Genomic DNA, 11,702 nt, shown 5'->3' on the forward strand with positions numbered 1-11,702 from the left:
TAACAGTTAAAATTACAGTTCAAAAAATAATAAGGAAAAGAATTTTAAATTAAATATCGCAACTTAGTTGCATTAATGTATTTTTTTTTACTACTTTTGGTTTTACTAATAATCATTTTTCAAAGCTCTGTAAAAGAATGTAATAAAAATCTTAATGTATATGGAATTCAGATTGACGCTGTTTGTATTGGTTGTCTTTATTAGTGGCATGGCCGATGCTCAGAATGTAGAAGTAACGGGAAAAGTGATTTTTGAAAATGGAGGCAGTCCGGCTGCTGAAGTTATATTAAAAGACACTCCTGTAAAAACTGTGGTAAATAAAAATGGTGAGTATACGATCAAAAATATTGCTCCCGGAAATTATCGTCTTTTGGTAAAAAGCAAAGGCTATGAAGATATGGAGAAAGGAATTTCTGTAGAAAAAAATAATATAATAATTCCTGATATTGTACTTATTCGCGATGTCCGTACCATTGATGAGATAGCGATAACAGGAGTTTCAAAAGAGACTTTAATTAAAGAAAATCCTGTGGCTATCCTGAGTATTTCTTCCAGGCAGATTGAAAGAGCAGTGGCTACGAATATTATCAGCTCATTAGTGAAATCCGCTCCCGGATTAAGCGTGGTGGAAACCGGCCCGAATATTTCAAAACCTTTTATCCGGGGATTAGGGTATAACCGGGTACTGACTCTTTATGACGGCATCCGTCAGGAAGGGCAGCAATGGGGGGATGAACACGGAATAGAAGTAGGTCCTTATAGTATTGAACGTGCTGAGGTGATCAAAGGGCCTGCCAGTCTGATGTTTGGGTCTGATGCTCTCGCAGGTGTCGTAAGCCTCTTTCCCTATATACCTGCATATAATGATGGTAATATACACGGAAAAATAACGAGTGAATATCAGGGAAATAACAGCCTGATCGGAAACGGAATGCAGTTGGGATATAAGAAAAATTCCTTTATGGCTGCCCTAACTGCTTCTTATCGGATGGCTAAAAACTACAGAACTCCTGTGGACGGAAGGGTGTACAATACCAATTTTGAAGAAAAAAACTTTTCTTTCCTTGTAGGTCATAAGACCAGTACAAGTTTCTCAAAACTCAATTTTACATTATACGACAATCTTCAGGGAATCCCTGACGGAAGTCGTGATCCGGATACCGGAAAATTCACATATCAGGTAGGAGAGGGTGATGATGACGATGTGGAAAAAAGGCCTGTTGTTTCAGAAAAAGATCTTAATTCCTACACTCTTTCTCCTTTGCACCAGAGAATTCAGCATTACAGACTATATGCCCAACACAGCCAGCAGATCGGAAAAGGAGATCTGGATGTTCAGCTGGCTCTACAACAGAACATCCGCAGGGAATATAATCATCCTACCGTTCCTTATCAACCGGGAATGTATGTACGGCTTAATACCCTGAACTACGGGGTACGCTATAATTTTCCTAAGTTTTCATCATTTGAAATCTCTGCAGGAGTTAACGGGATGGTTCAGAATAATAAGAATAAATCAGCTACCGATTTTCCTATTCCTGATTATGACCTGAGTGAAGGTGGTATCTATACTTATATTAAATGGAAATACAAAAGACTGAATATAAGCGGCGGAGCCCGTTATGATATCCGGAATATCCGTTGGGATAATTTTTATATCGGGACGAATCCTGTTACTCAGTTTGAAGAACAGGTGGCTCAGCCTTCTTCCGGTACCAGATTAGGATTTGCTTCGTACAACAAAACATTTAAAGGTTTTTCCGCCAGTATCGGATCTACTTTTCAACTGACAAAGCAGATCAGTCTTAAAGCTAATATCGGAAGAAGTTACAGGGCGCCCAACATTACGGAGATAGGTTCCGACGGGCTGGATCCGGGGGCTCATATTGTTTATAAAGGAAACCGGAACTTCAGTCCTGAGTTTTCATTACAGGAAGATCTGGGAGTCAGTACCCGTTTTAAAGATTTTTCTGCGGATGTCAGCTTGTTTAATAATCATATCCAGAATTATATCTATCTGTCATTGCTGGTGGATGTACAGGGAAATCCTTTAGTAGACGCACAGGGAAATAAAACCTATCAGTATCAGCAGGCTTCTGCTCAGCTCTATGGAATGGAAGCCTGGTTGTCACTGCATCCTGAGAAGTGGAAAGGATTTAATTTTGATACCAGTTTATCCGTTATTTATGGATTTAACCGCGATCAGGTTTTCAAAGATAAAGGAAATCAGGGTGAATATCTTCCCCTCATTGCACCACTAAAACTATCAGGGAATATATCTCAGCAAATAGCTTTGAAATCAAAATTTATTTCTTCCGTTACTCCTACAGCAGAAGTGGAATTTTCAGCTGCTCAGAACAGATATCTGGGACTGAACGATACGGAAACAGCTACAAGAGATTATACCTTATTTAATGTAGGGACTTCAGTAGAACTGCATTATTCGGAAAACCATTCCGCAACCTTACAGCTTCAGGTGAATAACCTGTTTGATCGTGCTTACCAGTCTCATCTTAACCGGCTAAAGTATTTAGGGAATATTTATAATATGGGCAGAAATATATCTTTAAAGCTCATTGTTCCTTTTTAAGTACAGTATACTTGGGTATTTTTATTGCTGATAATCAGATGGATATGAATTCAGTGAAAAAATGCTTTTACGAGGGTGATTTTTTCTGATTTATGAGATAAAGGCAAAGATGCTTATGAAAAGTCATGATAACTTTATGCACCGTTATCAATAACCTCTGTAAAAAGAGTTCCGGATTTTATGAATCAATAAGAGAATGCCTGGCTTTATTTAGATTTTAATGACTCAGATAAGACATTCGGAACATATGTTTTGAATGTCTATTTTTTCACCAGTATTTTTTCGGTTGCTTTTTTACTGAGAATTTCTGTTTTACCATCTATTTCAATGCTCATCGACTTATCAAAATTTTCAATTTTAATCACCTTTACTCTGGTGTTGAGCAGAAGCTTACGATCATTCAGATAGCTTAGGAAAGCATCGTCAGAAAGAGTTACCGAAGCAAAAGTTACATTTTCACCAGGCTCACAGCTGCTTAGTTTCTGCAGGTCCTGAGCGATGATATTTCCGTCTTTATCGGGAATAGGCTCTCCGTGAGGGTCAAATTTAGGATAATCCAGAATTTCATCCATTTTATCAAAGAATACCTGTGAATGCACATGCTCCAGCTGTTCCGCAATTTCATGCACATTTTCCCAGCCGAAATTCATTTTTTTCACCAGAAACATTTCCGTAAGTCTGTGTTTACGAACGACAAGGGCCGCTTCACGTCTGCCGCTTTCAGTAACTATCAATGGTTTATAAGTCTCGTAAATGACCCATTTTTTCTCGGCAAATTTCTTCATCATATTATTAACGCTCGGCATTTTTACATTTAAGAATTTGCTGAGTTCATTAATCGTTACTTTCCCTTCATTGTCAACTAAATGAAATAAAGCCTTCAGATAATTTTCTTCTGTAAGTGTTGTTTTCAAAATGTTAGATGATTTTCAATACAAATCTAACAAAATAATATGAAAAGATCACTCTTGTTATTTTAACTTTTTTTACTTTTACTCTATGAAATTTTCTTTTAAAAACGATTACTCCGAGGGATGTCACCCCAATATTTTACAGGCTCTTTTACAATATAATCTTGACCAGCAGGCAGGATATGGTGAAGATGAATACTCGCTGAAGGCAAAAGCTTTAATTAAAGAAAAAATCAATAATGCAGGTTCGGAAGTATTTCTGGTTTCCGGAGGTACACAGGCCAATCTGATTGTGATTTCTTCTGTTTTAAAACCATATCAGTGTGCTGTTTCCGCCTCTTCAGGACATATTCTTAATAATGAGACCGGAGCTATTGAAGCAACAGGCCATAAAATATTAAATATTGATACTCCGGATGGAAAACTCAGGCCATCGGATATTATCCCTGTACTGGAAAATCATAAAAATGCACCCCATCAGGTAATGCCCAAACTGGTGTATATTTCCAATTCTACAGAACTGGGAACTATTTATCAGGCTAAAGAACTGGAAGAGCTCTCTGCCTTTTGTAAACAAAACCGTTTATACCTTTTTATGGACGGAGCAAGGTTAGGACACGGGCTGACTTCAGCGATCAGTGATCTTACCTTAGAGAAAGTAGCTGCACTTACCGATATCTTTTATCTGGGCGGAACTAAAAACGGAGCATTAATAGGGGAGGCTATTGTTATTAATACGATCAGTCTTCAGGAAGATTTTGCTTTCAATATCAAGCAGAAAGGCGCTTTAATGGCCAAAGGAAGGCTGTTGGGAATTCAGTTTATGGAGCTTATGAAGAACGATCTGTATTTTGATCTCGCAAGACATGCCAATCAGCAGGCTATGAAAATAAAAAATGCCCTGAAGGAAAAAGGAGTGGAGTTCCTTTCCGATACCTATACCAATCAGATCTTTCCGATTCTAAGCAACGGTCTTATCCAAAAATTATCTGAAAGTTTTGAATTCTATGTCTGGAAAAAAATAGATGAGGAATCTTCAGCGATTCGCCTTATTACTTCCTGGAGTACGGGAGATGATGCGATAACCCGTTTTATTGAAATTATCAGAACAGAATTGTAGTAGGGAAGCCGGAAAATATATGTCTTTAATTCCAAGATTTTACATAAGCAAAATGCTGTTTCCTTTTTTGGGAACAGCATTTTGTTTTTTTTGAAGTTTATTTTACAGCTTTGGTCACAGCTTTACAATCAGCAGCGGTCAGTTTTTGCCCGTCTTTATAACTGATTTTCTTTTCGTCAGCATATTTAGACTGTCCGTCTTCGTCTTTATGATCTCCGATTCCTTCCGTTAATACATTATCTTTTTGAAGGAAATAAATATCTCTTTTACTTTTTTTTCCTTCAGAAGCAAATTCGTAGATTAGTTTTAAAGTATCTCCGGATCTGAATCCTGTTACATCTCCTTTGGAGCTGTCTTTTTCATGGTTTTTGTAAGATAATTTTCCGGTGATGGTTCCTAAATTATCATCTATAGATGCAAAAACGCTGTCTTTTCCGGTAGCACCTGCATAACAGTATGATCTTGGTCCCAATGTATCCACTACTGGTTCGGCAACTGCAATAGTGTCTGCTTCAACTTTAGGAGCCGGAGCTTCAGTTTTTTTATTACAATTGATTAAAAAAGCTGAAACAGCACCTAATAAGATTAATTTTTTCATATCCTTAAAATGTTAAATCAAATTTCTGGGCTGCTAAATTAATAATAGTATTCCTATATTAAAAATAGTATCTGAACATAAAACGATTTTATGATATAAATTAATATTTTGAAAATATACTATTAAGGGAAAGTATTAATTCTTATCTTATAGCTGGAGCTTCCGGGAACAGATATGATTTTAAGTCTAAAGGTGATTATTACTTCAGTTATTTTCGGATTTCAGTGGTCTTATACTTTCAGCATTCCTCTAAATCCTCTTGCTGCATAATAGGAATCTGCGCCGTTGTGGTAAGTGAAAACTGTGTTGTAGCGTCTGTCACAGAAAAGAGCACCTCCGAGTTCTCTGACAGCAGAGGGAGTTTGTATCCAACTTGAGGTTTTCTGGTCAAATGTTCCAAGTTCCTGAAGTTTTCGGTATTGTTCTTCGGTTAAGATTTCAATGCCCATTCCGGTGGCTGTGTCTGTTGCGTTGCTTTCCGGTTTGTTGGCTTTTCTTGCGTTCCAGGCCTGATAATCATAGCAAAGACTTCTGCGTTTGGGGCTTTCGGGAGAACAGTCTGTGAAAATGTACTCATCAGTTTTTTGAAGATAGCCGGTGACATCGGGTTCACCTTCCGTTTTTTCCATTTCATTCAGAGACCATAGTTTTTCCGGAGCGGAATTGAGTTTAGTCTGAATTTTTTCCCATTGAAGGTTTTTGTGACGGGACGTATTTTTTTCAAAACGGACTTGTAGTATTTTTAAAAGCCCTTCAGTCTGTTCAGGTGTTAATTGTTTTTTTTTCATATTCAATTTTGTTTTGATAAGCTTCAGATTTACGGATTTAACCGGTAACAGAAATTTTTCTGTCCGAAGGTCTGAAATACCAGGAAATAATGACCAGTACAAACAAAAGTACAGCCGGAAAAGTATTTCCTATTGTATCGTGAACGATGAGGTGGGAGATTACAGCGCCTGACATCACGAAGAAAAATCCGGCGTAGGCCCATTCTTTTAATACCAGACGCTTAGGAATCAGTACTGCGATAACTCCTAAAACCTTCCAGATTCCAAGGATAATCATCAGGTAAGCCGGATAACCGAGTGTTGTAAAATTGGTCAGTTCATCTTTATTTTGTATCAGTTGTACAATAGCTGTAGAAATCATTCCCAGTGACATCCAAATCGTAAAGATCCAATAGATGATTCTTTTTATTTTTTCAGATTTATTCTGTGTTTCCATATTGATGAGGTATTATGATTAGTCGTTTAGGCCTTTTCCTTCGAGGATCCCGGGAATGCATTTTTCTATTCTTGCTTCCCTTGTTTTAGACTGCTTGGCAGAAGAGAAGTAGAGGAGGTAGGCTCTTTGCCGTCCCGGTGTAAGAGCGTCAAAGGCTTGTTTTAATGCGGTATCATGATCCAGTTTATTTTGAAACTCTTCAGCCATTTCGAAGTCCCTGGTTTTCTTCATCTCTACTTTAACTCCGGATTCTTCGATTTCAACGGCTTCAAACATATACGCACGAAGTTCTTTTTCAAGATCACTGATCTGCTGAAGGTCTGTAAAGCGGATTTGTCTCGCTGCCTGTACATTGTCAGACTGCTGAATTAAAATATGATCCGGATCTTTCATCAGGGCTCCTTTAAAGAAGAGCAGGGCACAGTATTCTTTAAATCCGTGAATTAAAAAAATATTTTTCCCTTCATAGGTATAACAGGGGCAGCCCCATTTTAAGTCTTCTGTGAGTTCGGTACTGAGGGCTACTGCTCTCAATTTTTCAAATTCTTCTTTCCATTGTTTGGCTTTATTGAAGAAAAAATCAACTTTCGGATTCATGAGTTCTTTAGTTTAAAGTTGGTATTCGTTTATTTACTTATAATACAATATGCAGCATTTCTGTTCATAAAGTTAAATCCTGATCTTTCAAATCTGACTTCTAATTTCCTGTTTTTGTACCAAGTATTTCCTGTAAGCGGTTGTGTGCCCAATTAATTCCCTGTGCAAAAGGCATTTTCAGGTGCTGATCTCTGAAATCTACAGATTTATAAATGGTCTGAATCGTTATTTTACTGGTGGTATCCGTAAGTTTTTCAAATTCTAAAAATTCGATCTGAACAGGAAATGGTGTATTTTCCATCTGAAAAGTCCGTGTAATTTTCTGGTCAGGAATAATTTCATGGATGGTTCCGTTTGCACTGAACACCACATCACCTTGAGGATTTAATGTTTCGAAACGGTAACTTCCGTGTTGTCTGTTTTCAAACTTGGTCACTTTGGTTCCCATCCATTGTTCGAAAAGTTCTGCTTCTGTATAGGCTTTGAAGAGGAGTTCTACCGGAAGATTAAATTCTCTGGTAATGAAGATTTCCTGTTTTCCGTCTTCTGCGTGAATTTTTGTTTTGAGTTCCATATATTAAGTGTTTGGGTTAGAAAGTAAAATAAAAATAAAGTTTTATTTAATGTTCTGATAAGCTTTCATCACCGCTTCCAGCTTATTGAATTTCTCATCCCACATTTTGCGGAACGGCTCTATAAAGTCGGCGATTTCTTTCATTTTATTGGGATTAAGATGGTAAATAATTTCCCTTCCGTTTTGCTCAGATCTTAGCAACTCACATTCTGTAAGAATCTGAAGATGCCTGGAAACGGTAGGTCTTGCGGTATCGAAATTGGAAGCAATGGCTCCCGCTGTCATAGACTGAGCCGCTACCAGCATCAATATGGATCTTCTGGTAGGATCTGCGATCGCCTGAAATACATCTCTTCTTAAATTCATCGTGTAGTTATTTGACTACAAATATATGTGTAGTTATTTAGCTACGCAAATTTTTGAAGATTTTTTTTTATTTAATAAGAAAGGCATGCCTTCATCAACCAGAAAAGCATTAAAGATTGTCTAAAGCAAAATGTTGCATTATAAATTAACAAAACCAACTTTTTACAGTTGGCTTTGTAGTATTTACCTCTCGAAGTAAGGACACGTTGTGGAACGGAATTATAAACTTCGATATGCTTTAAAATTTGCCGTTCTATAACGTTACTTTTTCAAATTTCTATTCTGTAATCATCATCTGTGTCATTGGGTAAATAGGTCTCTTTTACACTAGCGCCAGTAACTAAAGGCGACTTCATGACAATATCAAAATACTCTATTCTGGTCAAAATATCAATCCGGAATACCGGGACAAAACTTATAAAATATGCTCCTTCCTTTTCATGAAATTTATATTTTCTGCTCATAGTATAAAATTAAAGAATGGGAGTAAATAGCAAAACTAACTCTTAAAAGTTAGCTTTGCTTATTGTTATTTGTCATTTAGGACACGAACTAGAAGCTCGCGCCAGCGAGGGGAGATTTTGTTTATAGCTTTTTTAGATAATAAGCGTTTTCTTCTTTTCTGATTCTAAATTTAGCGTTAGCTTTATTTATTTTGAACTTTTTTAAATCAGTTTCAAAAACAACTCCATCTAATGGTTCATCTGCTCTAAGAGCCCATTCTTTTTGATAAACTATTTTTCCCTTGTATAGAAAAATAACTCTATCTCCGCTATCCGTCCATTCTTTTAACTCAAAATCTAAATCTTTATTAATATCCTCTAATGAGTTACCTGCGGAATAAAAACACATTGTATCCCATTTAAAATGCATTGCATTTGCAAAATCGATAATACAATTATTTGCCCTACCACATTCTTGCCATTTATTTGAAACTATAGTATCAATATCATTTCTATTCCCTGAGCAGCTATTCATAATGAAACATATAAATATAGCTAACAATAAAATAATTTTTTTCATAGTATTACCATTTTGGACCTCTATCCCAATTTTGAGCTTTTTGTTTCGCTTTATCAGTTTCTACTTTCTGTTCTGCTGCTGTACGTCCCGTGCTATCAAGTCCTTTAAATATACCTTTTAATTCGTTGTACTTTTCTGTAGTTAATTGAGTCTTTGAAACAACCCAGTTCCCATTACTATCTTTTGTAGCAGTATATAGCCCATCACTCTTAAATGTATCAAGGACTATATTAGCAAGATCATTCATACTTGCTCTTTTATTAGCTTCTCCAATTCCTCTCCCGATTACATTGTTTAGTAAGTCAACGGTCTGATCCGCTTCCGCCATCTTTGAAAAGTTCCTCTTAGACAAATCAGCAAAAGGATTCTCCTCGTGTGCATTTCCGGCTTCTTTTGCTGTTTTACTACCAAATTTCGATGTTATTGTAGATTGCCATAAAGTATGCCTAAAAGCACCATTTTCGCTACCCTCATCTGTTTGTCCTCTTTTAGAACCATATAAGACTTCTCCTCTTGTCGCAAATCTTGTGGCATTTGTAGATATATCAGAAGCTCCTTTTGTAACACCAAAGCCTATTCTCATTGCGGCAATTGGATGTCTCAAACCAAATCCTACATATCTTGTATTTATACTCGCCGAATAACGTCCTGGACCTGGACCAGGTTCTTCAGGTTCCATTCCCGTAGGATCTCCATAACGCACCGGATTATTAAACCCAAAGGCATATGGTGAGATAAACGGCATCTTTTCGGCCTTTGGATCAATCTGCCAGAAGTGTGGTGCATCTGCGGAATACATTCTGGCTCCAAAGTCTGTTGCCCCTATTCCTTCTTGTTCCTCCTTGCCATTAAAACGGTATTTATAATTCGGATTTCCTAAATCTGTATTATTATACCCTTCATGTTTTAATCCAAAAGGATAATAGTTGCTTTCTTCAATGATCTCTGCGCCACCGCTGTTTCCTTTAAAGTAGGATAAGCGGATATTTCCTAAATGATCAGTATAATTGTAAATATACTTATTTTGTACAAAATCATAATAACCTTCCGAGGTAGGGACAAACTGCAATTTCCCGTTAACATACTGAAAGCCGTCCAGATAATCGGTAACGGTGTTCCCGTAGGTCTTTCTTTGTTTGGTTCCGTCTGCACGGTAGAGGTAGCCTGTATTTCCTGTATTCCGGATGATCTGAGTTGGTAAATTCAGGAAGTTATAAGCGATACTGCTGATTCCTTTATCCATCTGGGAAATCATATTGCCATTGGCATCATACGGGATGGCATTTCCACCTACGGGATAACCTGTCGGGTTTCCGGAAGCATCATTCACGCGGATCAGCTTATTACTGGAATTGCTGTTGTCATAGGTATAGGTTAAGGCATCAATCTGTTCAGCAACAGGGCTGTTCTGCAATTGCTTAAAGCGGTTCAGATGCATAATGTTCCCGTTCAGGTCATAATCTACGCTTTCATTGAAGTAATTGGCATTGGGATTGGTGGTATTGGGTTCCTTATAGATTCCGGACATCAGCCGGTCGGTCTTATCATAATTGTACGAATATCTTCTCAGCATCCCGTCATTCTGGGTCGCCCAGTCGATCTCTGCGATATTCCCGTTATAAAGAGCAGGACTGCTTTGAGGCGTGGTGTATTTCAGCTCATAGGCGAAAAGCCTGTCGTTTAGGTTTTGGGGATCATTGAGACGGGTTAAGGCGCCGCGCGTATTGTAGCGGTACGCCAGCGACTGCATTCCGTTGCCTACATTTTTGCTTTGCAACTGGCCCAGCTCGTTGTAAACATACTCGGCCAGGGTTTCTTCAGCACCGCCATTGATCCGGTGGGTGTGTTTGGTTAACCGTTCCTGATGGTCATAGGTAAAGGTTTCATTAATGCGCACTTCAGGGCTGTTAGCATCTTTTTTGTGACGGATCAGCGTACTGAGTGCCACACCGGAAAAAGCCAAAGCGGATTCTGTCTGGGTGTAACCGCCCAAATGATTAATAGAATAGGTTCCGATAACTCTGGCCTTATCATCATAATAAGTATAGTTTTTGGTCCAGCTGTCATCTTCAATATTCTTCACCAGACTCATCACAGGAAGGCTTTTGGTGGTTCTTCCCTGTGCATCAGGCGTTGCGCTCAGCACTGCTTTTCCCTGAATACTTGTCGGGAAAGCAGGATTGAAACTATACGCCGGATAAGAATCATAATAACTGACACTTAAAACGGTTTCAATATCAACAAAATTGATATTAGAATACTGGATTTGTATTCCATTCCGGGTAAATCCGTGATTATTTCTGGTCTCCGTGATTATATTATGACCAGCCTGGGATTGCATATTGTTTCTGCTCCCGCCGGGGATGATTCCGGTATAGATCACTCTTCCTAACGGATCATACTTCGTGATCATCCATTTCCCTTTCTCGCGCATATTGGCATCCTGAGTGGCAACGAGCCGGTCTGCTTTATCGTAGACGTTATATTCCCAGCCTTTTCCCGGAACTTTCTCTTCCACCAGACGCTTTCTTCCGTCATAGCGATACTGATAAATGAGTTCATCCAGAAGCGCAGGGGTAATGGTCTTATGAACGGCCAGCGGAGGAACTACAAAGGCTAACAGGTTGTATTCATTATAGACATAATAGGTATCAAGATTCTGAGTCCCGTCATTTTTGCGGACCAGTAAGGTCTGGCCG

12 protein-coding genes are annotated in these 11,702 nt (G+C 38.2%); 2 read left to right on the forward strand and 10 right to left on the reverse strand.

The genetic code is table 11. The annotated features are described in order from the left end of the window. The first annotated feature begins 160 nt into the window (after positions 1-160). Positions 161-2,590, forward strand: a complete 2,430-nt coding sequence (locus JO178_RS09375) for a TonB-dependent receptor (protein WP_291934663.1) — start codon at positions 161-163, stop codon at positions 2,588-2,590. Between the two features lie 260 nt (positions 2,591-2,850). Here JO178_RS09375 and JO178_RS09380 read toward each other — a convergent pair whose 3' ends face one another. Beyond that, the gene (locus JO178_RS09380; protein ID WP_291934666.1) at positions 2,851-3,504 is read right to left on the reverse strand and encodes a metal-dependent transcriptional regulator; all 654 of its coding nucleotides are present in this window, start codon (positions 3,502-3,504) and stop codon (positions 2,851-2,853) included. Positions 3,505-3,589: 85 nt separating this feature from the next. Here JO178_RS09380 and JO178_RS09385 point away from each other — a divergent pair, with 85 nt between their 5' ends. Then, positions 3,590-4,621 carry an aminotransferase class I/II-fold pyridoxal phosphate-dependent enzyme gene (locus JO178_RS09385; protein ID WP_291934668.1) on the forward strand — a complete coding sequence of 344 codons (1,032 nt, stop codon included), beginning with the start codon at positions 3,590-3,592 and terminating at the stop codon, positions 4,619-4,621. Positions 4,622-4,718: 97 nt separating this feature from the next. Here the strand turns inward: JO178_RS09385 and JO178_RS09390 are convergent, their stop codons facing one another. The 9 genes from JO178_RS09390 to JO178_RS09430 all read right to left on the reverse strand — a co-directional run. Continuing rightward, positions 4,719-5,219 (reverse strand): hypothetical protein, encoded by a 501-nt coding sequence (locus JO178_RS09390; protein WP_291934670.1) that lies wholly within the window; start codon positions 5,217-5,219, stop codon positions 4,719-4,721. A gap of 230 nt (positions 5,220-5,449) precedes the next feature. Beyond that, positions 5,450-6,007, reverse strand: coding sequence for a DUF4256 domain-containing protein (locus JO178_RS09395; RefSeq protein WP_291934672.1), 558 nt, complete (start codon positions 6,005-6,007; stop codon positions 5,450-5,452). Positions 6,008-6,044: 37 nt separating this feature from the next. Continuing rightward, complete coding sequence (locus JO178_RS09400; protein WP_291934674.1) at positions 6,045-6,443, reverse strand: DoxX family protein; 399 nt, start codon at positions 6,441-6,443, stop codon at positions 6,045-6,047. Positions 6,444-6,461: 18 nt separating this feature from the next. Then, positions 6,462-7,040: a DUF1801 domain-containing protein gene (locus tag JO178_RS09405; RefSeq protein WP_291934676.1), complete on the reverse strand. Its 579-nt coding sequence runs from the start codon at positions 7,038-7,040 to the stop codon at positions 6,462-6,464. Between the two features lie 100 nt (positions 7,041-7,140). Next, positions 7,141-7,614 (reverse strand): SRPBCC domain-containing protein, encoded by a 474-nt coding sequence (locus JO178_RS09410; protein WP_291934679.1) that lies wholly within the window; start codon positions 7,612-7,614, stop codon positions 7,141-7,143. A gap of 42 nt (positions 7,615-7,656) precedes the next feature. Next, entirely contained in the window at positions 7,657-7,980 is a 324-nt protein-coding gene (locus tag JO178_RS09415; RefSeq protein ID WP_291934682.1) for a metalloregulator ArsR/SmtB family transcription factor, read from the reverse strand. A gap of 269 nt (positions 7,981-8,249) precedes the next feature. Further along, positions 8,250-8,444 (reverse strand): hypothetical protein, encoded by a 195-nt coding sequence (locus JO178_RS09420; RefSeq protein WP_291934684.1) that lies wholly within the window; start codon positions 8,442-8,444, stop codon positions 8,250-8,252. Between the two features lie 121 nt (positions 8,445-8,565). Then, positions 8,566-9,003 carry a hypothetical protein gene (locus JO178_RS09425; RefSeq protein ID WP_291934686.1) on the reverse strand — a complete coding sequence of 146 codons (438 nt, stop codon included), beginning with the start codon at positions 9,001-9,003 and terminating at the stop codon, positions 8,566-8,568. A gap of 4 nt (positions 9,004-9,007) precedes the next feature. Then, the coding region (locus JO178_RS09430; RefSeq protein WP_291934689.1) for an RHS repeat-associated core domain-containing protein at positions 9,008-11,702 on the reverse strand (2,695 nt) is incomplete at its 5' end.

The organism is Chryseobacterium sp., from assembly GCF_019236175.1.
Taxonomy (GTDB): domain Bacteria; phylum Bacteroidota; class Bacteroidia; order Flavobacteriales; family Weeksellaceae; genus Chryseobacterium.

Coding starts and splice junctions, on each gene's coding strand:
- JO178_RS09425 (WP_291934686.1), bottom strand. CDS start 9,003: ATGAAAAAAATTATTTTATTGTTAGCTATATTTATATGTTTCATTATG.
- JO178_RS09420 (WP_291934684.1), bottom strand. CDS start 8,444: ATGAGCAGAAAATATAAATTTCATGAAAAGGAAGGAGCATATTTTATA.
- JO178_RS09400 (WP_291934674.1), bottom strand. CDS start 6,443: ATGGAAACACAGAATAAATCTGAAAAAATAAAAAGAATCATCTATTGG.
- JO178_RS09405 (WP_291934676.1), bottom strand. CDS start 7,040: ATGAATCCGAAAGTTGATTTTTTCTTCAATAAAGCCAAACAATGGAAA.
- JO178_RS09375 (WP_291934663.1), top strand. CDS start 161: ATGGAATTCAGATTGACGCTGTTTGTATTGGTTGTCTTTATTAGTGGC.
- JO178_RS09385 (WP_291934668.1), top strand. CDS start 3,590: ATGAAATTTTCTTTTAAAAACGATTACTCCGAGGGATGTCACCCCAAT.
- JO178_RS09390 (WP_291934670.1), bottom strand. CDS start 5,219: ATGAAAAAATTAATCTTATTAGGTGCTGTTTCAGCTTTTTTAATCAAT.
- JO178_RS09415 (WP_291934682.1), bottom strand. CDS start 7,980: ATGAATTTAAGAAGAGATGTATTTCAGGCGATCGCAGATCCTACCAGA.
- JO178_RS09395 (WP_291934672.1), bottom strand. CDS start 6,007: ATGAAAAAAAAACAATTAACACCTGAACAGACTGAAGGGCTTTTAAAA.
- JO178_RS09410 (WP_291934679.1), bottom strand. CDS start 7,614: ATGGAACTCAAAACAAAAATTCACGCAGAAGACGGAAAACAGGAAATC.